We start from the raw sequence: 25,280 nt of genomic DNA on the forward strand, positions 1-25,280 counted from the left end.
TTAGAAGTCGCGAGTTTGTTTCTGGAGTGTGATCAAAACCACAAAAAATTTTTATGCGGATTTCTCTGGATGTGATCGCAGACAACTTCTGCTTTGGCGAACAGCGCCAGGATGTAAGTCAACAACACTTATCGCCAAAATTAAATGTCTGTGATGTGGTGTGGCAAAAAGTTATAAGCTAAAGTAATCCATATTGTAAATTTAAGTCTATTATTATTCAGGATATATTTTGTCACGCTTATAAACTTGCATGGAGATATAACGAAAAACCATACTCCCCGGCTCTGAAATATTAATATCACGATCGTGTACTTACCAGTGAATTAATATGCTTGCTTACCATTTAATTACTTAAATGAGTTGTTGATTTATTTAGCGAGGCAAATATGTTTCTCAACTATTTTGCGCTGGGTGTGTTGATTTTTGTTTTCCTGGTTCTTTTCTATGGAATCATCGCTATCCATGACATTCCTTATAATATGGCCAAAAAGCGCAACCATCCTCATGCCGATGCGATCCATACGGCGGGATGGATAAGCCTGTTTACGCTCCATGCCATCTGGCCATTTTTGTGGATTTGGGCCACGCTCTACCAGCCAGAGCGCGGCTGGGGAATGCAGAACCACATTCAGCCCCCGGACCGTAGCCCCGACGTAGATGCGCTGGCGAAGCGCGTAGCCGAGCTGGAACAAAAACTGGCCGCCGTGCCGCCCGTTGCTGACAAGAATACGCCGGAGCGATAATCATGGATCTGTTGATCATATTGACCTATGTCGCGTTTGCATGGGCCATCTTTAAAATATTCCGTATCCCGGTAAACCAGTGGACGCTGGCGACCGCAACGTTAGGCGGCGTATTTATCGTGGCCGGCCTTATTTTATTAATGAACTATAACCACCCCTATACGTTTACAGCGCAGAAAGCGGTTATCTCAATTCCGATTACGCCGCAGGTTACAGGGGTAGTAACCGAAGTGACCGATAAAAATAACCAGCTCATTAAAAAGGGCGAAGTGTTATTTAAAATCGACCCGGGCAGGTATAAAGCGCGCGTCGATCGGCTCCAGGCCGACCTGGTGACGGCGACACACAATATTGATGTTCTGAAAGCCCAGCTTACGGAAGCACAATCGAATACCACCCGCGTCTCCGCCGAGCGTGACCGTCTGTTCAAAGACTATCAGCGTTATGTGAAAGGCAGCCGGGCGAAGGTGAATCCGTTCTCTGAAAGCGACATCGATAACGCGCGGCAAAACTACCTGGCGCAGGACGCCATGGTGAAGGCGTCGGTGGCGGAACAGGTGCAGATCCAGAGCCAGTTAGAAAGCATGTCTAACGGCGAACAGTCGCAAATCGCCTCTCTGCGCGCCCAGCTGGCCGAAGCCACCTACAACCTGGACCAGACCATCATCCGGGCGCCGAGCAACGGCTACATCACCCAGGTGCTGATTCGTCCGGGGACCTATGCGGCTTCACTGCCGCTGCGTCCGGTGATGGTGTTCATTCCTGAGCAGAAACGGCAGATTGTGGCGCAGTTCCGCCAGAACTCGTTGCTGCGTCTGAAACCGGGCGATGAAGCTGAAGTGGTATTCAACGCCCTGCCGGGCCAGGTGTTCTCTGGCAAGCTCACCAGCATTCTGCCGGTGGTGCCGGGCGGTTCTTACCAGGCGCAGTGCTCGCTGCAGTCCCTGACGGTAGTGCCGGGTACCGACGGCGTGCTGGGCACCATTGAACTGGAGCCGAACGCCGACGTGGACGCTCTGCCTGACGGTATCTATGCCCAGGTGGCGGTTTACTCCGATCACTTCTCGCATGTTTCCGTGATGCGTAAGGTCCTGTTGCGTATGACCAGCTGGATGCACTACCTCTATCTCGACCATTAATCCTCTGAAAGGCAGGCATGCGCGATGCATCGCCTGCCTTTTTTCTTTGCCTGAGCCATACTTATGCTTTTGTTGGCGGATAAGGAGCAGGCAATGAAACTCATCGGCAGTTATACCAGTCCCTTTGTACGTAAAATCTCCATTCTCCTGCTGGAGAAAGGCATCACTTTTGAATTTGTTAATGAACAGCCCTATCAGGCTGAAAGCGGTGTCGCGCAGTACAATCCCCTGGGCAAAGTCCCGGCGCTGGTAACCGATGACGGTGAACACTGGTTCGATTCCCCCATCATTGCCAGCTATATCGAACTGCTGGATATCGCCCCGGCGATGATCCCCCGTGAACCGAAAGCGGCGCTGGCTATCCGGCAAATCGAGGCGCTGGCGGATGGGATCATGGATGCGGCGTTAGCCTCCGTGCGTGAACAGGCCCGCCCGGCGGCGCAGCAATCCGAGACCGAGCTGCTGCGCCAGCGCGAGAAAATCGCTCGCAGTCTCGATCATTGTGAGCAGCTGATCCGCGACGGGAAAATTGCCACCGACAGCGTCAATCTGGCGACCATCGCCATCGCCTGCGCCATCGGCTACCTCAATTTCCGCCGGGTTTCACCGGGCTGGTGCGTCGATCGTCCGCAGCTGGTTAAGCTGGCGGAAACCCTCTTCCAGCGCGAAAGTTTCGCCCGTACCGAACCGCCAAAGGCTTGATGTCGTCGATAACACTTCCTTGCCGGACGCGGTACAATCGCTCCTGACATTGACTCCCTCTCCCGTCGGGAGGGGGGAAAATACCTAACCGTCAGGCATATTCATGACTACTCAGCACGCTCTCTACAGCCAACTCCCCGCGACCGATCGTCTGCTTCGCGATGCCCGTCTTACTGCCATTATTGCCCGGTTTGGTCACAGCCGAACGGTGGAGACCTTGCGTCTGTTACAGGACGAAGCCCGCGCCGGGATCCGCGCCGACAACCGCCTGCCAGCGTGGTGCGACGACTGGCCCCAGGAGACCGAAAAGCGGCTGGCGCAGGATGACGCCACGGGCCTGCGCCCGGTCATCAACCTGACGGGTACCGTGCTGCATACCAATCTGGGGCGCGCGCTGCTGGCAGAGGAGGCGGTTGCCGCGGTCACCCAGGCGATGCAGGTGCCAGTGACCCTGGAGTACGATCTCGACGGTGCCGGACGCGGCCACCGCGACCGCGCGCTGGCGGCGCTGCTGTGCCAGCTCACCGGGGCGGAAGATGCCTGCATTGTGAATAACAATGCTGCGGCGGTGCTGCTGATGCTGGCCGCGACGGCAAGCGGTAAAGAGGTGGTGGTCTCCCGCGGTGAGCTGGTGGAGATTGGCGGCGCGTTTCGCATCCCGGATGTGATGACCCAGGCCGGGTGCCAGCTTCGCGAGGTGGGCACCACCAACCGTACCCACGACCGGGATTACGCCGCAGCTATCAATGAAAACACCGCTCTGCTGATGAAGGTGCATACCAGTAACTACCACATCGAAGGCTTTACTCATGCCGTCGACGAAGCCGAGCTGGTGCGCATCGGACAGGAGAAAGAGGTGCCGGTGGTCGTCGATCTGGGTAGCGGTTCGCTGGTGGATCTCAGCCGCTATGGCCTGCCGAAAGAGCCGATGCCCCAGGCGCTGATTGCCGCCGGTGTCAGCCTGGTGAGCTTCTCGGGGGATAAGCTGTTAGGCGGTCCGCAGGCGGGGATTATTGTCGGTAAGCGCGAGCTGATTGCCAGATTGCAACAGCATCCACTGAAACGCGCCCTGCGGGCGGATAAAATGACCCTCGCCGCGCTGGAGGCGACCTTGCGCCTCTATCTTCATCCGGAGACGCTGGCCGAACGGCTGCCGACGCTGCGCCTGTTGAGCCGCGATGCCGCCTCCATTCACCGTCAGGGGGAGCGGCTGCTGACAGACATTGCTGCACACTACCCTGACTTCGAGGTGCGGGTGGAAGATTGCCTGTCGCAGCCGGGCAGCGGGTCGCTGCCGGTGGATCGTCTGCCCGGCGCGGCACTGACCTTTACCCCGCGCGACGGGCGCGGCGGCCAGCTGGATGCGCTGGCATTGCGCTGGCGCTCGCTGCCCGTGCCGGTGCTCGGACGGATCAAGGACGGGCGCCTGTGGCTGGATTTACGTTGCCTGGAAGATGAAGCACTGTTTCTGGAGATGTTGTTGAAATGATTATTGCCACTGCCGGTCATGTTGACCATGGCAAAACGACGTTGTTGCAGGCGATCACCGGCGTCAACGCCGACCGACTGCCGGAAGAGAAAAAGCGCGGTATGACCATCGATCTGGGTTATGCCTACTGGCCGCAGCCGGATGGCCGGGTGCTGGGGTTTATTGACGTGCCGGGGCACGAAAAGTTTTTATCCAACATGCTGGCGGGGGTGGGCGGTATCGATCACGCCCTGCTGGTGGTGGCCTGTGATGACGGGGTGATGGCGCAGACGCGCGAGCATCTGCAGATCCTCAGTCTGACCGGCAACCCGCAGCTGACGGTGGCGCTGACCAAAGCCGATCGCGTCGATGAGGAGCGGGTGGAGGCGGTGCGCGAGGAGGTGCTGGCGACCCTGCTCGATTATGGCTTCGCGGATGCCACGCTGTTTGTCACCGTCGCCACCGAAGGGCGGGGGATCGATGCCCTGCGCGATCATCTGCAACAGCTCCCTGAGCGCGCCCATGCTGACCATCACCGTTTTCGGCTGGCTATCGACCGTGCCTTTACCGTGAAAGGGGCGGGGCTGGTGGTGACCGGCACGGCGCTGTCTGGCGAGGTGCGGGTGGGTGACAGCCTGTGGCTGACCGGGGTTAACAAGCCGGTACGTATTCGCGGGTTGCACGCGCAGAATCAGCCTGTCGAACAGGCGCACGCCGGACAGCGTATTGCCCTGAACCTGGTGGGTGATACGGAAAAAGCTGAGCTGAACCGCGGCGACTGGCTGCTGGCCGGGACGCCGCCGGAGCCGGCCACGCGGGTGATTGTCTCCCTGCAGAGCGATGTACCGCTCGCGCAGTGGCAGCCGCTGCATATTCACCATGCCGCCAGCCACGTGACGGGACGTGTCTCGCTGCTGGAGGGGGCGCTGGCGGAGCTGGTCTTTGACACCCCTCTGTGGCTGGCCGACAACGATCGGCTGGTGCTGCGCGATATTTCTGCCCGCGTCACCCTGGCCGGGGCGCGGGTCGTGACGCTTAATCCCCCGCGTCGCGGAAAGCGTAAGCCGGAGTACCTGAACTGGCTGGCGACGCTTGAGACGGCGACGGATGACCGCAGCGCCCTGCTGGCGCACCTGGAGCGTGGGGCGATGAATCTGGATGACTTTGGCTGGGCACGCCAGCTCAGCGGAGAAGGACTGCGTCAGCTGACGCAGCAGCCGACGTTCATCCAGGCCGGAAACAGTCTGTTAAACACCCCGGTTGCCGCACGCTGGCAGCGTAAAATTCTCGATGTGCTGGCAATCTATCATCAGCAGCATCAGGATGAACCTGGCCCCGGGCGCGAGCGCCTGCGTCGCATGGCGCTGCCGATGGAGGATGAAGCCCTGGTGCTGCTGCTGATCGAGCGGATGCGCGAGAGCGGGGAGCTACACAGCTACCACGGCTGGCTGCATCTGCCGGATCATAAAGCGGGCTTTACCCCGGAGCAGCAGGCCGTCTGGCAAAAAGCGCAGGCGCTGTTCCGCGACGACCCCTGGTGGGTACGCGACCTGGCGCGTGAAACCGCCACTGACGAACAGACCATGCGTCAGGTGCTGAAGCATGCGGCGCAGCAGGGGCTGATCACCGCGATCGTCAAAGACCGTTACTATCGCCACGATCGCATCGTCACCTTTGCGAATCTGATCCGGGCGCTGGATAGCGAGCGCGGCTCCACCTGCGCGGCGGATTTCCGCGATCGGCTGAACGTCGGGCGTAAACTGGCGATCCAGATCCTGGAGTATTTCAACCGCATTGGCTTTACCCGCCGTCGCGGTAACGATCATCTCCTGCGTGACGCGCAGCTCTTTACCGGCGAGTCGCCGCAGCCTTAAGTCTCGCTTCTGGCAAGTTTCTGTTTTGCCAGCCATACGGCTCCCAGCCTGCCCGCCTGGTTACCCAACTGGCAGGGCAGGATGGGCACCTGCAGCGCCTCCCACTCTTCAAAGGTCTGCAGGTGTCTGTCGAGCAGCTTATAAATTTTCTCCTGCTCGCTGATGCCGCCGCCAATCAGCACCACCTGCGGATCAAACATGGAGATGACGCTGTAGACTCCGCGGGCCAGAAACAGGGCCCACTCTTCGACGGCTTCGCGCAGATGCAGGTCGTTCTCCATACGCTCGAACAGCTCTTCGCCTTTCGGCATCTCCTCTTCGGAGACGGCCAGCGCCCGGCGGCAGGTCTCCATCAGCCCTTTGGCCGAGGCGACGATATGCATCCCTTCGCCGTTCTTGCCGACCGGGATCACCCCGAATTCCCCGGCGCGGTGGTGCGAGCCGCGCCAGAGATCGCCCTCCACCACAATGCCGCCGCCGATCCCGGTACCGAGCGTAATGCAGACAAAGTTTTCATATTCACGCCCCGCGCCGCGCCAGCGTTCGCCCAGCGCAGCGCAGTTGGCGTCATTCTCGGCGATAACCGGCAGGTCCGTCAGCTCTGAGAAAAGTGCATACAGGTTGACGTTGTCCAGATAGTCGAGCGCGCCCGCCTTTGCGGCTTCGCCGGTATGGGTATTGATGTGGCCAGGAAAACTCACGCCGATAGCCGCGATCTCGTGTTCATTCTGGTAAGCCTCGACCACCTCGCGCCACTGTTGCTTAAAGCTCTCCTCATCCTCTGGGGTATCAAACTGATCGGTGGCGATTTCGTTGCCGTTCTCGTCGATCACGCCGTGTTTAATGTGGGTTCCGCCCACGTCAAAGCCGATAAAAAGCCGCATTTATCCTTACCTCCGCCCGGGTTGTGCGCTTTAAGTATGGCTCAGCGCCGAAAACCAAACGTAAAGTAAGGTAATGCGTGAAGGGGCTCGCAAAGCAGGCGACGACTGGCGATGTTTTCACCGCCGCGGTCTACCTTTGAAAGACACTACACACAAGGAGACAGTCATGACGAATAACCCTCCATCAGCACGTATCCTGCCTGGCGAATATGGTTTTCCTCTCAAACTTAAAGCCCGTTATGACAACTTTATCGGCGGCGACTGGGTTCCTCCGGCCGACGGCGACTATTATCAGAACCTCACCCCGGTGACCGGCCAGCCGCTGTGCGAGATCGCCAGCTCCGGGAAACGCGATATCGACCTGGCGCTGGATGCCGCCCATAAAGCGAAAGAGAAGTGGGCGCACACCTCGGTACAGGATCGCGCGGCGATCCTGTTCAAAATCGCCGATCGTATGGAGCAGAATCTGGAGCTTTTAGCCACGGCGGAAACCTGGGACAACGGTAAACCGATCCGCGAAACCATGGCCGCCGACGTGCCGCTGGCTATCGACCATTTCCGCTACTTCGCCTCCTGTATTCGTGCGCAGGAAGGGGGGATCAGCGAGGTGGACAAAGATACCGTGGCCTATCACTTCCATGAGCCGCTGGGTGTGGTCGGACAGATCATTCCGTGGAACTTCCCGCTGTTGATGGCCGCCTGGAAAATGGCGCCCGCGCTGGCGGCAGGCAACTGTGTGGTACTGAAACCGGCGCGCTTAACCCCGCTGTCGATCCTGCTGCTGATGGAAGTGGTGGGCGACCTGCTCCCGCCGGGTGTCGTGAACGTGGTCAACGGCGCGGGCGGGGAGATTGGTGAATATCTGGCGACCTCCAAACGGATCGCCAAGGTGGCCTTTACCGGCTCCACCGAAGTGGGCCAGCAGATCATGCAGTACGCCACCCAGAACATCATCCCGGTCACGCTGGAGCTGGGCGGAAAATCCCCGAACATCTTCTTCGCCGATGTGATGGATGAAGAGGATGCCTTCTTTGACAAGGCGCTGGAAGGATTTGCGCTTTTTGCCTTCAACCAGGGTGAAGTCTGTACCTGTCCAAGCCGGGCGCTGGTGCAGGAGTCCATTTACGAACGCTTTATGGAGCGCGCCATCCGCCGCGTGGAGTCGATCCGCAGCGGTAACCCGCTGGACAACGGTACCCAGATGGGGGCCCAGGTCTCGCACGGACAGCTGGAGACGATCCTCAACTACATTGATATCGGGAAGAAAGAGGGGGCGGACATCTTAACCGGCGGGCGGCGCAAGATGCTGGACGGGGAGCTGAAAGAGGGTTACTACCTGGAGCCGACCATCCTGTCCGGTAAAAATAACATGCGCGTCTTCCAGGAGGAGATCTTTGGCCCGGTGCTGGCGGTGACCACCTTCAAAACCATGGAGGAGGCGCTGGAGCTGGCCAACGATACACAGTATGGCCTGGGCGCAGGCGTCTGGAGCCGCAACGGCAATCTGGCCTATCAGATGGGACGCGGGATCCAGGCAGGACGCGTATGGACCAACTGCTATCACGCTTATCCGGCCCATGCCGCGTTTGGCGGATATAAACAGTCAGGTATTGGCCGCGAAACGCACAAGATGATGCTGGAACATTACCAGCAGACCAAGTGCCTACTGGTGAGCTACTCCGACAAGCCGCTCGGGCTGTTCTGACCCTTCAGCGCAGGTCGCCGCTGGGTGGCCTGCGCTATCTGCTTACGCAGGGTATTCAGCACGCCGTCGAGTACATACTGCACCCGCCACGGTTGATAGTCACGTTTACGGAAGATAGCCACCAGATCCAGCCACCACTCCTCCTGATGCGCGAAGCAGGGCACCAGAACACCCTGTTCGATCTCTTTCTGCAGGCTCTGTTTGGGCGCAAAAACGATCCCCAGATGATTGCGCGCCAGCTCCAGCGCCGTCTGGGTGTTGTCGCAAATATAGTTCCCGGTGACTTTATAGTCATGTATCTGATTGCTGTGATTCGCGCGGAAACGCCAGATGTTGGCATCGTCGATAACCATTGAATCAATAAGAATGCAGGAGTGGTTAATTAAATCCTCAGGATAACTAATAGGATGCTTTTTAATATATTCCGGGGTGGCGAAAGCGGTAACCGAATATTTGGTTAAGGTCGTGGCGACCAGACTTTCATCTTTGGGTTGGGCATAGGTAATTAAAATATCACAATCGTCGGGGAACACGACGCCTTCGAGAAACTCGCTGCCATTCAGGTTATAGGTTTTCAGGCTAATGCGAATATCGCCAATATTGTCGATCTCATGAATCACATGGCGGGCCAGCCAGGTAATGATACCCGTTGGCCCGTAAATAGTCACTTTACCGCGTTTTTCATGCTTATAATCTGCAATAAAATTAACCAGTTGTTCGTTCTTTTCCAGCGAAGCGTTGATAAAGGGCAGCAGCGACTGGCCAAACTGGGTCAGCGCCAGGTGACGGGTGGTGCGCTCGAAAATCTTCAGCCCGACGCGAGTTTCGAAATCCGAGAGATATTTACTGACGTTGGCCTGGGCCATACCCAACAACGCGGCAGCATCTCCAATGCTGTGAGTGGCGGCAATGACGGAAATAATTTTTAATTCGCGCGGTTTGATTTGCAGCTTGTGCATTGCCTGATGCTCATCTATATGAATTTATATATAATATTATACAAATATCAAAATTGCATTGCGATTTTTGTAACCATTATTATGCGCCGGGTCGCAGGAAATTTAATGGATTACAAACAATGACGTTTAAAAAGAGTTTACTCATCGCCACGGTTTTATTTGCGGCTGCTCCCGCAATGGCGGATGAATTTTCAGTTGGCGCGGGCGCCGTTTTTAATGAGTCACCGTATAAAGGTTATAACGAGAATGTTTTCGCTGTTCCATTAATGCACTACGAAGGGGAACATTTTTACGTGCGTCAGGCTACCGGCGGCTGGATTGTCTGGAAAGATGCCAAAAACGAACTCAGCCTGACCGCCTCCTGGATGCCGCTGCACTTTGATCCGGACGATAACGACGACTCTGCGATGAAGCAGCTGGACGAGCGCAAAGCCTCCGCGATGCTGGGCGGCGCCTATTATCACCATGAAAGCTGGGGTAGCCTGAAGTTGGCGATTGCCGCCGATGCGATGGATGAGAGCGGCGGCGTGATGGGCGAAATCTCTTATTTCCGCCCGTTCCGCATGGCGCGCCTGACCCTGACGCCATCGGTGGGGGTCTTTTACTACGATGAAAGCTTCAACGATTACTACTACGGCGTCTCGCAGAAAGAGTCCCGTCGCAGCGGTTTAAAGCAGTACAACGCAGGCGAAACCGTGACCCCTTATGTGGGTGTGGCAGCTAAATACCCGCTGACACAGAATCTCTCTCTGAATGCCAGCGCCGTCTATACCGTGCTGCCTGACGATGTGAAAAACAGCCCGATGATCGACCGTGACGACAGCTTCGCGCTGATGACCGGTCTCTCCTGGACGTTTTAAGGTAGTAAAAATCAGCCCTCTGAGATGAGGGCTGATTCTGTTTTCCGGCTTTAGCGTGCGGCGTTCGCCTCATCCACCCAGATCCGCATCTCCCCTTCGCCCCGGTTAGCCCAGCTAAACCACGGAATAAAGGTCAGCGTCTGCGCCTGTTGCGTGGCGGAGGCACGATCGTACTGCCACAGCGGTTGGTGTTCAGCGTCCGCGGCGTGGCGGGCATACCCTTGCGTCTGGATCAGCATCTTATGGGCAAAAATCCCTTTGCCTTCAACGAGTCTGAATTCGCTGTCGGCTGGCAGGGTAAGGTTGTGCAGCCCCGCGCCGTTATCCGCCTCTTCAAGACAGTAGACCAGTGGCCCGCGCTGCAAAGCCACTTTTCCGGCCTGCTGGCGCACCTGCGGATTACCGTAAACCCGGCGGACCGGCATCGGCAGGGTTAACACCAGCTTATCGCCTTCCTGCCAGCGGCGGGTCAGGTAGATATAGCCCTGACGCATCTCACCCGTGATGGGTTTGCCATTCAGCGTGAGCTGTGGATTGTCGCACCAGTCCGGCGCACGTAAGGCCAGGGTATAGTCGACGTCCACCGAGGAGGCGATTTCGATGACGACCTGCTCCTGCCACGGGTAGTTGCCGCTGATCCGCAGCTGCAACTCCTGCTCACCCACCGGGAAAGCCATGCTGTTGCCGATGTAGAGGTTGATAAACAGGGCATCGTCGCGAACGGTATAGATGTAGTGACCAATCGAGGCCAGAACGCGGGCGATGTTTGGCGGGCAGCAGGCGCAGCCGAACCAGCGCTGGCGAACCGGCTTCACGTGATCGTAGACATGGTTAAATTTCAGCGTCTTCGGATGCACTTCCAGCGGGTTGACGTAGAAGAAGTGTTTCCCGTCCAGCGCCATGCCGCCAAGCACGGTGTTGTACAGCGCCCGCTCCATAACGTCGGCGTACTGGCTGTTGGCTTCCATTTCCAGCATGCGACGGGCAAACATCATCAGGCCGATGGAGGCGCAGCTTTCAGCATAGACGGTGTCGTTCGGCAGATCGTAATCGCTGCTGAAGGCTTCGCCGCTGCTCTGGGAACCAATCCCGCCGGTGATATAGAGCTGGCGCTGGGCCATGTTATTCCACAGGCGCAGGCAGTCCTGGCGTTTACTCTCATCCTGACTTAAACGGGCCAGGTGCGCGACGCCGGTCATCAGATAGACGAAACGCACCGCATGACCAATCGCCGTTTGCTGTTCCGCCAGCGGCTGATGCGCCTGGCTGTAGGCTTTATCCTGTACCATCCACGCCGGGCCGTAGGTGTTCCAGTACGAGGTTTTGCCCCGCTTTTCATATTCGATGTCGTAGAAGTGCGGCTGGGTGCCACGCGCTTCAACGAAATATTTCGCCAGCGCCAGGTAGCGCGGCTCCTGGGTGACATCAAACAGGCGCATCAGCGCCAGCTCGATCTCCGGGTGGCCGGGATAGCCGTGTAGCTGCTGCTCGCCCGGACCAAAAACGCTGTCGATATGGTCGGCCAGCTTACAGACCACCTCCAGCAGACGGCGTTTGCCGGTGCCCTGGAACCAGGCTACGCCCGCTTCAATCATATGCCCGGCGCAGTAAAGCTCGTGGCACTCCGCCAGGTTTGTCCAGCGCTCCTCCGGCGCTTTTACCGTAAACCAGGTATTGAGATAGCCATCGTCGCACTGCGCGGCGGCTACCAGCTCAATCACCTCATCGGCGGTTTTTTCCAGCTCCGCGTCGGGCTTCTGGCACAGCGACCAGGCGACCGCCTCCAGCCATTTCGCCACGTCGCTGTCCTGAAAGACCATCCCGTAGAATTCACCATTTTGCTGACCCGCCGCGATGCGAAAGTTGCTGATGGCATGGCTCGGTTCCGCCTCCTCAATGCGATCGTTCAGGGCATCCCACTGGTAGGGGATGACCACATCGCGCACCAGCTGTTGATACTGACCCAGAAACGGGTCGCTGATTTTCAGTTTATGCAGGTCGGGTTCCATTATGGACATCATGTTCTCCTCAGGCGTGAGCGTGACGCTGGCGCAGGTCGGTGGCAATGCGCGTCATCATCGGGTTATTGAGTCGGCACTTGCGGATCGCCAGCGCCAGCAGCAGATGGAAAAGGGCGGGCAGCAGAGTCTCCATGGCGGTAATGCCCTGTAATGAGGCGGGCGTCTGGTTGCCTGCGCCCGGCTGGTAGGCGACGAAAATAAACACCAGGCTGATGATCCCGGCGCTGGAAGCCCAGGCCAGCTTGATGAAAAAGAGGTTAAAGGCGAAGTTCATGCCGGAGGAGCGTACGCGGGTTTTCCACTCGCCGTAGTCGTCAGCAAAGGCCATCAGTGCGAAGTGCAGCGGCAGGGTAAAGCCGAGGATCACGCCGTTCGCCAGAATGACCACCAGCCACAGAGTCTGGTAAGCCGGGCCGCCGGGCAGGAACCACATCCCCACCGCCAGGGCTGCCAGCACCAGGTTGGTGTAGTAGTAGAGTTTGACGGTGTCGCTGCGACGTGACAGCAGGTTAACGATCACCGCGCCCAGAATAGAGGCAAAGGTCACCATCGTGAAGAAGAGCGAGGTGTAGGCGGTGCTCCCTTCCAGCACGTAAGTGATGAAATACATGTAGCCGCCGCCACGAATGTTGAAGACGTTAATCAGCAGGAAAGACATCACCAGCATCAGCAGCAGCTGGTCGTTGTTACGCAGACCGGCGAGGTGCTCCTTAAGGGTAAATTTTCCCATCATCGCCAGCGGTACGCGCTCGCGAACCCAGAAGAAGCAGCACAGGAACATCACCACCGCAATGGCGCACAGCACACCCACGCCGAACTGATATCCCTGCGCCACGTTGCCCTGACCGAGAAGTTCAACCAGCCACGGCAGGCCAACGGAGACCAGAAAACCGGCCACGCCGCACAATACAAAACGCCATGACTGGCAGGAGATCACTTCGCTGTGGCGGGTGGTCATGGTGTTGATCAGCGCGCAATAGGGCACGTTGATGGCGGTATAGCCCACCGAGAGCAGCAGATAGGTGCCGAAGGCCCAGGCGATTTTAACTCCCATGCCCGCCTCCGGCACGGTGAAGGTCAGCACGCCGATAATGCCAATCGGCAGGGCGACCCACAGCTGCCAGGGGCAAAAGCGTCCCCAGCGGCTCTGGGTACGGTCGGCGATGATCCCCATCACCGGGTCGGATATCGCGTCGAAGATGCGCAGGGCGATAAACAGCGTGCCGACCAGCGCCGGGGTTAAACCAAAGACATCGGTATAGAAAAAAGTGAGAAAGTTCATGATCAAACAGGTGATCACCGTGCCGCCAGCATCACCCAGGCCGTAGCCTATTTTTTCTCGCACCGTCAGGCGATCGTTGATGGCCTGCTGAGCGATCTCTGTCTGTGTAATCGGGGTGGAAGTCATGAGGTAACTCCTCGGGTTATTGAATTTTTTATGTTGTTTTGCAGAGTACCTGACTAATTTTGCACTGTTCCCTGGGGGCAACAAGGGAAGGGAAAAGTATAAAAAGGTGAGGATTCCGACCTTGTGCGTAAAATGTGATTTTGATCGGGACGAATGGCAAATAGCTGTTAATAATCAGGGATAAAGAGAGAAAATTGGCTCATAAATAGCGAGAAATTGAATAACCATGCTCGAATTATCCATAGCGCTTCCGATCAGGGTGCAGAATGGCGGCTATTTTATCTCCCGGGGCGTCGGGCGACATCCGGCGCGCAGGCTCGACTCCTGGGAGGTCATCTTTGTGGAAAAGGGGACATTAACGATCCAGGAGGATACGACGCTGTTTGAGGTCCATGCTGGAGAAAGTCTGCTCCTGTGGCCCCACCGCCGACACAAGGGGATTGAAGATTTTCCTGCCGATTTACGCTTTTACTGGCTGCATTTTGAAGTTCACGAGCAGGCCGCGCCGTCATCCCTGAGTACGCTGCTGTCGGTGCAGCAGCACGGCAAAACCGGCGATCCGCAGGCGATGATTGCCCTGTTCCGGCAATTTCTGACCGAACAGGAGAAGCTCCAGCGCAGCCCGGCGCTGGAATTTATTCTGCTGCTGATCCTGCAACAGCTCTCAGTCATGCCCGGGCAGGAGCTCGCCCCGGACGAAGCGGGCGTCAGCCTGGCGTGGAAGGCGCGGCAGCTGATCAGCACGCAGTTTCACCGGCCGCTCTCCACGTCGCAGCTTGCCCGGGAGCTGCACTGCAACGCCGATTATCTGGGGCGGGTGTTTCGTCGGGTCTTTCATCTGACGCTCACCGAGGCTATCCACCGTCAGCGCGTCAGGGCCGCGGAGAAGTTACTGCTTAATGATGCCGTGTCGCTCAAGGAGGTGGCGGTGCGCTGCGGGTTTAACGACACCGGATATTTCCGGCAAATTTTTCGTAAGCATACCGGGTTAACGCCCGGCGTCTGGAAGCGCCGCTACTGCAAGGAGCACATCAATTCCGCCTGAGCGCTGTGGCAAATGGCCAGTATTCGCGGCAGGACGCACAAAAGTGACTTTTTGCCCCGTCTGATCAAAGCGCGTGCCCTGAACACTCTGGCAACCTGACTTTTTCAACAAGGATGGAGCAGGCGATGAACTCGTTTATTGTTGCGGACCCGGCGAAATGTATTGGCTGTCGCACCTGCGAAGTGGCCTGCGTGGTATCGCACCAGGAGAACCAGAATTGTGCCGCTGTGACGGCAAAGACCTTTACCTCCCGCATCCGGGTGGTGAAAGGCGGGACGTTCACTACGGCGGTCACCTGCCACCAGTGTGAAGATGCCCCCTGCGCCAACGTCTGCCCGATGCAGGCGATCCAGCGTGAGCAGGGGGTATGGCGGGTAGAGCAACAGCGCTGTATCGGCTGTAAAAGCTGCATGATTGCCTGCCCGTTCGGGGCGATGCAGGTGACGGGAGAGGCAGAAGCGGTGCAGGCGCTGAAGTGCGACCGTTGCGCGCACCGCGAAGGTGGACCCGCCTGCGTGGAGGCCTGTCCAACCCGCGCGTTAAGTTGCGTCGATCCTGCCAGATTACGTGCCGAACGGCTGCGTTATCTGGCATAAATCATTACTGACCGTTTTCCCGCCAGGCGAGGTCGATCTCCTCGGCGAGGATCTTCACACCCGCTTCGATTTTTTCTGGGTCCGGGACATAGTTCATGCGCATGCACTGGTGGGTGTGCGGCCATGGCTTGTCCAGCCCCGGGAAGAAATAATCCCCCGGCACCATCAATACACCGCGCTTTTTCAGACGCTGATAGAGCAGTTCGGTGGTGATCGGCAGATCCTTAAACCACAGCCAGAGGAAAATTGCCCCTTCGGGTTTGTGGATCAGACAGCGCTCTTCCGGGAGATAGCGGCGGATAGTCGCAATGGTCTCCTGGACGCGCTGATAGTAGAAGGGCTTAATCACCTCGTTGGACAGGCGCAGCAGATCGTTGCGCTTAATCATCTCGCACATCATTGCCGGGCCGATCCCGCCAGGGGAGAGGCTGATGATGCCGTTCATGTTGGTAATGGCGGTGATAATTTTCTCATTGGCGATGATAATCCCGCAGCGGCTACCCGGCAGACCCAGCTTGGAGAGGCTCATGCACAGCACAATGTTCGGGTTCCACAGCGGACGCGCTTCGCTGAAGATAATGCCCGGGAAGGGGACCCCGTAGGCGTTATCGATCACCAGCGGAATATCATGCTGGTTCGCCAGCGCATCCAGCTTAATCAGCTCTTCATCGGTGATGACGTTGCCGGTCGGGTTGGTGGGGCGCGAGACGCAGATCATCCCGGTCTCTTCGCCAATATGCAGATGCTCAAAATCGACGTGATATTTGAACTGGCCTTCCGGCAGTAGCTCGATGTTCGGGCGCGCGGCGACGAAAAGATCGTCCTCAAGGCCGGAGTCGGCATAACCGATGTACTCCGGCGTCAGCGGGAAGAGCACTTTTTTGGTGGTGCCGTCGGCACGTCGTCCCGCGAAGAGGTTAAATAAGTAGAAAAACGCGCTCTGGCTGCCATTTGTCAGAGCAATGTTCTGTGGATCAATCTCCCAGCCGAGGGTGTCGCGCAGCATCTCAGCCAGGGCAGCAAGCAGCTCGGTTTTGCCCTGTGGGCCGTCGTAATTGCACAGCGCATCTCTGGCTTTGCCATTTTCCAGCATGTCCGCGAGGAGCGTCTGAAAATAGGCGTTCATCTCAGGGATTTGTGCCGGGTTACCGCCGCCGAGCATGATGGCGCCCGGTGTGCGCAGCCCGTCGTTGAGATCCTCCATCAGGCGGGTAATGCCTGAATGGCGGGTGAATTTGTCGCCGAAAAGTGAAAAAGTCATAGCAGGTGATCTGTCGAGCGTGTTCTAAGTGTGGCTCACCATAACGCTACAACTGCGCAGGTGCAAATCAGCGTCGAAACGAAGATGTGTGACTTTATGTTGTTAGTTTGCTATCAGGTAGCAATTTATCCTGCACCCCTCTCCCGTAGGAGAGGGATTTTGCCCCAGCCGATCAGCGATTACCCGCCCACACCACCATCACCTTGTCGCCCTGATGCTCGCGGACAAAGCCGTAGCCCTGAGGCATCGTCAGCGTGGTTTGTCTGCCTTCACCGATCGCCGGATGGCGGGCGCGGAACTGCCCGAGCCGCTGCCAGTGGGCGACGTTTGCAGCCTGCGAGCCGTTGATATCCTGCCAGTTCATGTCCGATCGCGTGCCCTGTAAGGGATCGGAGCCCGTCGGGCCGAACGGTCTTGCAGATTCATCGCCATAAAAGATCTGTACGCTGCCCGGCGCCAGCAACAGCAGCTCTGCCGCACGCTGGTCACCCTCGCGGAACAGACGGGTATCGTGAGAGGAGAGATAGCTCAGGACGTTAAAGCTCTGCAGCTTTTCCGCCATCTGCTGCCAGGTCAGGTCAATGTCCGCCAGACAATCTACCGCTTTGGCCGCCTGCTCCTGGTAATCAAAATTGATCATCGCATCGAAGCCGTGACGGTAGTAATCGCTCTGCATTACCCCGTGCCCCCAGGATTCACCGGTCATCCAGAACGGGGCATCGTCGAGTTTTTTCTCCGGGTTGGCCGCTTTCCATGCTTTAAGGGCATCGCTGGCCTGGTCTTTCAGCTGCTGCCAGCCCGCCAGCTCAACATGCTTGGCGGTATCAACGCGGAAACCGTCGATGCCGTATTCACGCACCCACTGACTCAGCCAGTGGGTGAGGTAATCCCGGGGCGTGTAACCGTCAATGGCCTTCGCCCGGGTGTCGGGCTTGTGGCGATAAAAATTCGGTAAGCCTGATGGGGTGGTCGATTCCGTCTTCAGGTCCGGCAGGAAGGCCAGCGACATGGTCAGATCGTCGAAGCCGGGGTTGTCATAATCGCCGATATCGGTGCGTACCCACTTCTTGCCCCACCAGTTTTCCCAGCCCGCTTTATCGCTGAAGTTGATGTAGTCATTAAAGCTGTGCCAGCTCTGTCCGATGCCCGGTTTCCAGTCAGTCCAGCGTTCGCCCAGGGTTTTCTTCAGCTCTTCGCCCTGCAGATAGAGCGATCCGAACTGGTACGCCTGCATGTCCGCCAGCGTCGCGTAACCGGTGTGGTTCATCACCACGTCAAACAGGATGCGGATCCCCCGGCGGTGAGCTTCATCCACCAGCTGACGTAAATCATCCTCCGTACCCATGTTGGCATCGAGCCGGGTCCAGTCCTGGGTGTAATAGCCGTGATAGGCGTAATGGGGGAAATCGCCTTTCGTTCCGCCCCCGACCCAGCCGTGGATCTGCTCCAGCGGGGAGCTGATCCACAGGGCGTTAACGCCAAGCTGTTGCAGATAATCCAGTTTGCTGGTGAGTCCTTTCAGGTCGCCGCCGTGGAAGGTGCCGATCTCCTGCATGCCATCTTTATGGCGCCCGTAGCTGTTGTCATTGGCCGGATCGCCATTCTCAAACCGGTCGGTGAGAACAAAATAGACGGTGGCGTTTTGCCAACTGAACGGGGCGGGCTTGTCCTTTTCTGCCCGCTCAAGTAACAGCAGGCCGTTGCTCCCCGGTGCGGGTTGCAGGGTAATTTTACCCTGCTGCACCGTCGCGGTCTGTTTGCTGTAAAAATCACGCACCACGCTCCCTTCCGGGAAGGTATTGCTGACATCGAGCGTCAACGGTTTGCCGTCCCATTTGGGACACTGGCGCACTACCGATGCCACCGCCTGTTCGTTGGCGCTGGCAACGGTCAACATCAGCGTTGGCGTGCCGGAGCGGGTATCAATTCGTGCCTGATAATCCCCGTCGCGGAAGATGCGCCACTGCGCCGGATCGCCTTCGCACGGCTTCAGTGACATCATCTCGTTGAGTTTTATGGCGTTGGTGGGTTGCCAGCACGCCTTGTCAAAACTCAACGTCAGCGGGCGGGTACCCTTCGTCAGCTTTGCCTGTGCCGTGAAGACGCCCGTTCCTTCAGCGGTAAAGGCTGGAAAGCCGGGGGCGGACCAGTCGGCGCTGGCCAGTGCAGGCAAGAACAGAAGAGCGAGAGCAGAACGTTTCATACCATTTTCCTGTCACAGCATTTTGCTCAGTTTGCCATCTATTCTAGTGGGCAAACTCATCCCCTGGCGCTATCGCGCAGGGAGGAGCAACGAGGGTGAGTGATCTCACGCTAAGTACGCTATTTAACTGCGATATTGAGCACGTTTTCGCGAGAATGATGCTGAAACGCGCAGATTCCAGGTGACAGGGTTTCAGATTTGGACTATTTCTAATGGTGCTCTTCTCGTCTATTTTTGCTAGGATTTGAGATTCGCCTCTCAATTTTGGAAAAAAATAAGGTGTTGGAATGTTTCTATCCGACCAGGAGACCTAATGATATCGACTCCCATTCGACGATATGGGGCTGCGATACTCATGTTACTCACCACGGCATTTTCTGGTGGGGTGCTTGCAAAGACGCACACGGATACAACGAGTAAGAAAGCCCACGTCATAAAGACGACAGCAAGTAGTAAGGTTAGCAGTAAACAAGAGTATTCTCGCAATAGTGCAAAGAGTAGTTCACTTCCTGATTTGCGAAAATACCCTTCCGGAACACCAAGGAAAAAAGCGTTTCTCCGGACGGTAATGCCTTACATTACAAGTCAAAATGCCGCGATTACGGCGGATCGTAACTGGCTTATTTCCAAGCAGTACGACAGCCGCTGGTCGCCGTCCGAGCGTGCGCGCCTGAAAGAGATAGCCAAAAACTATAAAGTGAGCTGGAACGGGAACACACGTCGTGTACCGTGGAACACCTTGCTTGAGCGTGTGGATATCATCCCAGGCAGCATGGTCGCAACGATGGCAGCAGCCGAAAGTGGCTGGGGTACCTCTAAGCTGGCTCGTAGCAATAACAACCTGTTTGGCATGAAATGTGCGAAAGGTCGTTGTAACAATGCGCCGGGCAAAGTGAAAGGTTACTCGCAGTTTGAATCGGTAAAAGATTCCGTGAATGCGTATGTTGTTAACCTGAACACGCATCCGGCCTATAAATCCTTCCGTAAGTCGCGTGCGCAGCTGCGTAAAGCAGATCAGGAAGTGACGGCGAGCACGATGATCCACAAGCTGAAAGGTTACTCAACCCAGGGCCAACGCTATAACAACTATCTGTTTGCGATGTACCAGGATAACCAGCGCTTAATTGCCGCTCATATGTAATCTTAAAAAAAGGCCTTCCATCCGGAAGGCCTTTTTTATTTATATCAGTACTTCACTGTAGCGATCGCGATACTCTTTCGGCGTGGTGTCATACTCTTTTTTAAAGACCGAATAGAAATACTGCAACGACGGATAACCGCACATCTGGGAAATCTCATTAATGGAGAGCGAGGTCGAAATCAGCAGGCTGCGGGCTTTCTCCAGTTTCTCTGCATGGATAACCGCATGGATCGTCTCGCCCACCTCTTCTTTAAAGCGCTTCTCCAGATTTGAACGCGAAATCCCTACCGCATCCAGCACCTGATCCACTTTGATGCCTTTGCAGGCGTGGTTACGAATGTAGTGCATGGCCTGAATGACGGCAGGGTCGTTCAGCGAGCGGTAATCCGTTGAGCGTCGCTCCACCACACGAACCGGTGGCACCAGCAGACGTTGCAGGGGAAGATTTTCGTTATCCAGCAGCCGGTGCAGCAGCTTGGCCGCCTGATAGCCCATCTGACGTGTTCCCTGCGCCACGGACGACAGCGCCACGCGTGACAGGTAGCGGGTGAGCTCTTCATTATCGATCCCGATGACGCACAGCTTCTCCGGCACCGGAATATGCAGATGTTCGCACACCTGCAGCACGTGCCGGGCGCGGGCATCGGTCACGGCGATAATGCCGGTCTGCGGCGGCAGGGTTTGCAGCCAGTCGGCGAGACGGTTCTGCGCGTGCTGCCAGTTTTCCGGGGCCGTTTCCAGCCCCTGATAAACCACGCCGCGATACTTCTCCTTTGCGACCAGCTGACAGAAAGCATATTCCCGTTCCGCCGCCCAGCGTTTTCCGCTGGAGGTGGGCAAACCATAAAAGGCGAAGCGGTGAACCCCTTTTTCTTTGAGATGTAGAAACGCGCTCTCTACCAGGGCGTGGTTGTCGGTGGCGATATAGTGAACGGCAGGGTAGTGTTCCGGCTGGTGGTAAGAGCCGCCGACGCCGACGATGGGGACGTCGACATCGACCAGCAGTTGCTGGATAACGGCGTCGTCAAAATCCGCGATGACGCCGTCGCCCAGCCAGTCTTTGATATTTTCGATTCGCGTGCGGAAATCTTCTTCGATGAAAATATCCCACTCGGATTGCGACGCCTGCAAATATTCCCCAACGCCCTCGACGACCTGACGGTCATAAGCTTTGTTGGCATTGAATAACAACGTAATGCGGTGACGCTTCTCAAACATGGCGCTATTTTTCCAGTATCAGTGACAGATGAAAAGGCATCCTCAGGCGCGCCGTTTGGTAGCGGAATCCATCCATACCGCCAGCAACAAAATGGCACCCTTGACGATATACTGCCAGAATGTCGGGACGTCCATCATACTCATTCCGTTATCCAGCGACGCCATAATAAATGCCCCCATAACTGCCCCTGCGACGCTACCGACACCTCCGGCAAGACTGGTTCCGCCGATGACACAGGCGGCGATGGCATCGAGTTCGGCAATATTCCCGGCAGACGGCGAGCCCGCACCCAGACGCGAGCTTAAGATCAGGCCCGCTACGGCAACCATCAGGCCATTAATGGCAAAGACGGCAAGTTTGGTGCGTTCAACATTAATACCTGACAGACGTGCGGCTTCAAGGTTGCCGCCGATGGCATAAATACGCCGGCCAAAGGCGGTGCGGGTCGCCATAAACATGCCTGCCAGTAATAACAGAACCAGTATCAGCACCGGCGTTGGCACGCCACGATAGTCGTTCAGCAGCCAGATTGCCCCCAGCACGATCACCGCCGTCAGCGCCTGACGCCCAACGACAGAGGTGGAAGGCGTTGTGGCTAACCCTAACGCCTGCCGGCGCATTCTGCCGCGCCATTGCCAGGCGACAAACGCCATCAGGCCAATCGCGCCGAGGGTAAAACCGACTCCGCCGGAGAGATAGCTCTGCCCAATCTGCGACATGGAGGCGCTGGTGGGGGAGACGGTGGTGCCGTTGGTGATACCAATCAGAATGCCGCGGAAGGCCAGCATTCCCGCCAGCGTGACGATAAACGACGGTACTTTGCGGTAGGCCACCCACCAGCCGTTCCAGGTGCCGAGCAGTAGACCGAGTAACAAGGTGACGACCACGGTGAGCGGCAGCGGCCAGCCCAGCCAGACGTCGAAAATCGCCGCCACGCCCCCCAGCAGGCCCATCATTGAGCCCACGGAGAGGTCGATTTCCGCGGAGATAATCACAAACACCATCCCCACCGCCAGAATGCCGGTAATGGCGGTCTGGCGCAGCAGGTTGGAGACGTTACGCGCGCTGAGATAGGAGCCGTCGGTCATCCAGGTGAAGAACAGCATGATCGCCACGATAGCGGCAATCATGACAAACACCTGCAGATTGAGCGCTTTTAGCCCGGAAAACAGACCCGGTGCGGGTGCCGTGACTTTTAACTCAGAGGGGTTGCTTTTCGACATGGCGTTCGCTCCTTAGTGCGGCTTCCATCACCTGTTCCTGCGTCAGGTTCTGGTTTATCAGGTTGGCTTTCAGTTTTCCTTCGTGCATCACCAGTACCCGGTCACTCAGACCCAGCACTTCGGGAAGCTCCGAGGAGATCACAATCACGGCGATACCCTGCTGGACCAGCTGGTTGATCAGCTTGTAGATTTCGTATTTCGCACCGATATCAATCCCGCGGGTCGGTTCATCGAGGATCAGAATGCGCGGGTTGAGCAACAGGCAGCGGGCGAGGATCGCCTTCTGCTGATTGCCCCCGCTCAGGCGGCCAATCGCCAGCTCCGGGGAGGAAGTTTTGACTTTCAGCTGCTGTAAAGAGTGAAGAATGCAGTGCTGTTCCGCGGCATCATCCAGACTGCTCAGCGTGCCGCTGAACTGATCTAATGCGGCAAGGGTGATGTTTTTGCCCACCGCCATCACCGGTACGATGCCATCTTTTTTGCGATCTTCCGGCACCATCGCGATACCCTGGGCGATGGCCTGCTGACAGTTTTTGATCTCTACCTGCTGCCCATCAATAAAGATGCTGCCCTCCCAGCGGCCAGGCCAGACGCCGAACAGACACTGCACAGCCTCGGTGCGCCCGGCGCCAACCAGCCCGGCCACCCCCAGGATCTCACCGCGATGCAGCGAGAAAGAGACATCATTGACCCGTTTAATATGGCGATTCACCGGATGCCAGGCGGTAAGATGCTCCACGCGCAGCACCTCTTCCCCCAGGGTGTGGGGTTCGTTCGGGTAGAGCGCGGTCAGCTCACGGCCCACCATCATGGTAATAATGTCGTCCTCGCTCATCCCCTGCGCTTCCCGGGTGCCGATATGCTGCCCGTCGCGAATTACGCATACCGTGTCCGAAATCGCTTTCACTTCGTTGAGCTTGTGGGAGATATAAATGCAGGCAATCCCGTGGTTTTGCAGGTCACGAATGATGTCCAGCAATACCGCGGTTTCCTGTTCCGTCAGCGATGCTGTTGGTTCATCGAGGATCAGCAGACGCACCTGTTTGTTCAGGGCCTTGGCGATCTCCACGAGTTGCTGCTGTCCCAGACCTAAATCGCCCACCCGGGTGTCGGGGGAGATCGTCAGACTGACCTGCGCCAGCAGCTTCTCGCAGCGCAAGGTCATGGTGTCGTAATCCAGGACGCCGTGGCGGGTTACCTCGGCACCGAGGAAGATATTTTCCAGCACGGTCAGATGCTTCACCAGCGCCAGCTCCTGGTGAATGATGGCGATCCCTTTGCGCTCGGTGTCGCGGATATGCGTGGCCTGCAGCGTTTCGCCGGAAAAGACAATTTCACCCTCGTAGCTGCCGTGAGGATAGATGCCACACAAAACCTTCATTAAGGTGGATTTGCCCGAGCCATTTTCGCCGCATAACGACATGATCTCGCCGGGGTTTAAGCGCAGGCTGACGTTGTCGACGGCCTTCACCGCGCCAAACGCTTTGGTGATACTTTTCATTTCAAGTAAATAAGACATAACTGCTCCACATGACCCGAAGGAAAACAGTACAAGTCGATGTGCCCCCGCAAGCCGGGGGCGATGATGGATTACAGTTCGCTCTTTTTATGGAAACCGTCTTTCACAACGGTAGCGTCAATGTTCTCTTTATTGACTTCGATAGGGGTAAGCAGTCGGGAAGGCACATCTTTCAGGCCGTTGTTTAAGCTGGCGTCCGCTTTAGGCTGTTGGCCATTGCCAAGCTCAACGGCAATTTCTGCGGCGGTAGTGGCAAGCTCGGTGATCGGCTTATACACCGTCATGGTCTGGGTACCTGCCACAATACGTTTCACCCCGGCGAGGTCCGCATCCTGTCCGGAGATCGCCACTTTTCCGGCCAGCCCCTGGGCGCTGAGTGCCTGAATAGCGCCGCCTGCGGTCGCATCGTTAGAGGCCACCACGGCATCGATTTTGTTATTATTGGCGGTGAGGGCGTTTTCCATAATTTTTAACGCGTTTTCAGGTAACCAGCCGTCCGCCCACTGATCGCCAACGATCTTGATTTTGCCTTCATCAATATAGGGCTTCAGCACCTTCATCTGTCCGGCGCGGAAGAGTTTGGCATTGTTGTCCACCGGGGAGCCGCCCATCAGGAAGTAATTGCCCTGTGGAACTTTGGCGACCAGGCTTTGCGCCTGTAATTCGCCGACCTTTTCATTGTCGAAGGAAATATAATAATCAATGTCCGCATTATTAATCATGCGGTCGTAGGCCAGCACTTTAATCCCTTCGCGCTTGGCTTCTTTTACCACGTTACTTAAAACCTGACCGTTATAAGGAATAATAACCAGCACATCGACGCCGCGGTTTATCATATTTTCGATTTGCGACATTTGCGTTTCTTCATTGCCATTGGCAGACTGGACGAAAACTTTCGCGCCTAATGCTTCTGCCTTATTGACAAAAATATCGCGATCTTTTTGCCAGCGCTCCAGACGGAGGTCATCTATCGCCATGCCGATTTTAACTTCTTTTGCATGACTCGCCGTACTCGCCAGCAGCAGCGATGCACAAAGAGTGAGGCACAGGTTCTTTATCTTCATAATTGTATTGCCTTTTGTAGGGTTAGGTTGCTGAGATAAAAGAAACAATCATTGCAAGAGACGTAGCAAATTCTTAACGGGGAATGGCAGGCTGGCAATTACAGATTTTTATCTTCTCGTTATGATATTTGGTTTATTTTCGAATTTATGACCGCGATCGAATTTTAAATTACATAAGCTCTTAGTTACACGTGATTATGGAATTTGTGCAGTGAAATTTGTTTGTCTGCAAATTGATTTTGCGAG

At 56.7% G+C, this 25,280-nt stretch carries 20 protein-coding genes; 10 read left to right on the forward strand and 10 right to left on the reverse strand.

Going from position 1 to position 25,280, the window contains the following annotated elements:
- The first annotated feature begins 386 nt into the window (after positions 1 to 386).
- The 5 genes from C2U54_RS05590 to selB all read left to right on the forward strand — a co-directional run bounded on the left by C2U54_RS05590 (position 387) and on the right by selB (position 5,926).
- Positions 387 to 743, forward strand: coding sequence for a DUF3302 domain-containing protein (locus C2U54_RS05590; protein WP_103177749.1), 357 nt, complete (start codon positions 387 to 389; stop codon positions 741 to 743).
- Positions 744 to 745: 2 nt separating this feature from the next.
- Positions 746 to 1,882, forward strand: coding sequence for an HlyD family secretion protein (locus C2U54_RS05595; RefSeq protein WP_103177750.1), 1,137 nt, complete (start codon positions 746 to 748; stop codon positions 1,880 to 1,882).
- 93 nt (positions 1,883 to 1,975) lie between these two features.
- A complete protein-coding gene (locus C2U54_RS05600; RefSeq protein WP_103177751.1) occupies positions 1,976 to 2,584 on the forward strand; it encodes a glutathione S-transferase in 609 nt (202 codons plus the stop codon).
- Between the two features lie 103 nt (positions 2,585 to 2,687).
- Complete coding sequence (gene selA / locus C2U54_RS05605) at positions 2,688 to 4,073, forward strand: L-seryl-tRNA(Sec) selenium transferase (protein WP_103177752.1); 1,386 nt, start codon at positions 2,688 to 2,690, stop codon at positions 4,071 to 4,073.
- Positions 4,070 to 5,926: a selenocysteine-specific translation elongation factor gene (selB, locus tag C2U54_RS05610; protein ID WP_103177753.1), complete on the forward strand. Its 1,857-nt coding sequence runs from the start codon at positions 4,070 to 4,072 to the stop codon at positions 5,924 to 5,926. The genes selA and selB overlap by 4 nt, the downstream gene beginning before the upstream one ends.
- Here selB and C2U54_RS05615 read toward each other — a convergent pair.
- Complete coding sequence (locus C2U54_RS05615) at positions 5,923 to 6,810, reverse strand: ROK family protein (RefSeq protein WP_103177754.1); 888 nt, start codon at positions 6,808 to 6,810, stop codon at positions 5,923 to 5,925. The two genes, selB and C2U54_RS05615, sit on opposite strands and share 4 nt — an antisense overlap.
- Positions 6,811 to 6,976: 166 nt before the next feature.
- On the opposite strand from C2U54_RS05615, the gene aldB reads away from it, so the two are divergent.
- Complete coding sequence (gene aldB, locus C2U54_RS05620; RefSeq protein WP_103177755.1) at positions 6,977 to 8,515, forward strand: aldehyde dehydrogenase AldB; 1,539 nt, start codon at positions 6,977 to 6,979, stop codon at positions 8,513 to 8,515.
- Here the strand turns inward: aldB and C2U54_RS05625 are convergent.
- Positions 8,485 to 9,474 (reverse strand): LysR family transcriptional regulator, encoded by a 990-nt coding sequence (locus C2U54_RS05625; protein ID WP_103177756.1) that lies wholly within the window; start codon positions 9,472 to 9,474, stop codon positions 8,485 to 8,487. The two genes, aldB and C2U54_RS05625, sit on opposite strands and share 31 nt — an antisense overlap.
- Before the next feature lie 119 nt (positions 9,475 to 9,593).
- On the opposite strand from C2U54_RS05625, the gene C2U54_RS05630 reads away from it, so the two are divergent.
- Positions 9,594 to 10,334: a MipA/OmpV family protein gene (locus C2U54_RS05630; protein WP_103177757.1), complete on the forward strand. Its 741-nt coding sequence runs from the start codon at positions 9,594 to 9,596 to the stop codon at positions 10,332 to 10,334.
- A 50-nt stretch (positions 10,335 to 10,384) separates the two neighbouring features.
- Here C2U54_RS05630 and C2U54_RS05635 read toward each other — a convergent pair whose 3' ends face one another.
- Together C2U54_RS05635 and C2U54_RS05640 are read right to left on the reverse strand one after the other, a co-directional pair.
- The gene (locus C2U54_RS05635) at positions 10,385 to 12,352 is read right to left on the reverse strand and encodes a glycoside hydrolase family 127 protein (protein ID WP_103177758.1); all 1,968 of its coding nucleotides are present in this window, start codon (positions 12,350 to 12,352) and stop codon (positions 10,385 to 10,387) included.
- 10 nt (positions 12,353 to 12,362) lie between these two features.
- Positions 12,363 to 13,763: an MFS transporter gene (locus C2U54_RS05640; protein ID WP_103177759.1), complete on the reverse strand. Its 1,401-nt coding sequence runs from the start codon at positions 13,761 to 13,763 to the stop codon at positions 12,363 to 12,365.
- 226 nt (positions 13,764 to 13,989) lie between these two features.
- Here C2U54_RS05640 and C2U54_RS05645 point away from each other — a divergent pair, with 226 nt between their 5' ends.
- The gene (locus C2U54_RS05645; protein ID WP_103177760.1) at positions 13,990 to 14,808 is read left to right on the forward strand and encodes an AraC family transcriptional regulator; all 819 of its coding nucleotides are present in this window, start codon (positions 13,990 to 13,992) and stop codon (positions 14,806 to 14,808) included.
- Between the two features lie 125 nt (positions 14,809 to 14,933).
- A complete protein-coding gene (locus tag C2U54_RS05650) occupies positions 14,934 to 15,404 on the forward strand; it encodes a 4Fe-4S dicluster domain-containing protein (RefSeq protein ID WP_103177761.1) in 471 nt (156 codons plus the stop codon).
- Between the two features lie 4 nt (positions 15,405 to 15,408).
- Here the strand turns inward: C2U54_RS05650 and avtA are convergent, their stop codons facing one another.
- Complete coding sequence (gene avtA, locus C2U54_RS05655; RefSeq protein ID WP_103177762.1) at positions 15,409 to 16,665, reverse strand: valine--pyruvate transaminase; 1,257 nt, start codon at positions 16,663 to 16,665, stop codon at positions 15,409 to 15,411.
- A gap of 172 nt (positions 16,666 to 16,837) precedes the next feature.
- Positions 16,838 to 18,868 (reverse strand): alpha-amylase, encoded by a 2,031-nt coding sequence (locus tag C2U54_RS05660; protein ID WP_103177763.1) that lies wholly within the window; start codon positions 18,866 to 18,868, stop codon positions 16,838 to 16,840.
- A 313-nt stretch (positions 18,869 to 19,181) separates the two neighbouring features.
- Here C2U54_RS05660 and C2U54_RS05670 point away from each other — a divergent pair, with 313 nt between their 5' ends.
- On the forward strand, positions 19,182 to 20,009 hold the full coding sequence (locus tag C2U54_RS05670; RefSeq protein ID WP_103177764.1) for a protein bax: 828 nt from the start codon (positions 19,182 to 19,184) through the stop codon (positions 20,007 to 20,009).
- A gap of 39 nt (positions 20,010 to 20,048) precedes the next feature.
- Here the strand turns inward: C2U54_RS05670 and xylR are convergent, their stop codons facing one another.
- From xylR to xylF, 4 genes are all read right to left on the reverse strand, one after another.
- On the reverse strand, positions 20,049 to 21,227 hold the full coding sequence (gene xylR, locus C2U54_RS05675) for a D-xylose utilization transcriptional activator XylR (protein WP_103177765.1): 1,179 nt from the start codon (positions 21,225 to 21,227) through the stop codon (positions 20,049 to 20,051).
- Positions 21,228 to 21,269: 42 nt separating this feature from the next.
- Positions 21,270 to 22,451 (reverse strand): xylose ABC transporter permease XylH, encoded by a 1,182-nt coding sequence (gene xylH / locus C2U54_RS05680; RefSeq protein WP_103177766.1) that lies wholly within the window; start codon positions 22,449 to 22,451, stop codon positions 21,270 to 21,272.
- The gene (locus tag C2U54_RS05685) at positions 22,429 to 23,970 is read right to left on the reverse strand and encodes a xylose ABC transporter ATP-binding protein (protein WP_103177767.1); all 1,542 of its coding nucleotides are present in this window, start codon (positions 23,968 to 23,970) and stop codon (positions 22,429 to 22,431) included. Before C2U54_RS05685 ends, xylH begins: the two co-directional genes overlap by 23 nt.
- Before the next feature lie 71 nt (positions 23,971 to 24,041).
- Positions 24,042 to 25,034 carry a D-xylose ABC transporter substrate-binding protein gene (gene xylF, locus C2U54_RS05690; protein ID WP_103177768.1) on the reverse strand — a complete coding sequence of 331 codons (993 nt, stop codon included), beginning with the start codon at positions 25,032 to 25,034 and terminating at the stop codon, positions 24,042 to 24,044.
- Between the last annotated feature and the right edge of the window lie 246 nt (positions 25,035 to 25,280).

Origin of the sequence: Leclercia sp. LSNIH1 (assembly GCF_002902985.1) — a bacterium.
In the GTDB taxonomy this organism is placed as follows: Bacteria; Pseudomonadota; Gammaproteobacteria; order Enterobacterales; family Enterobacteriaceae; genus Enterobacter.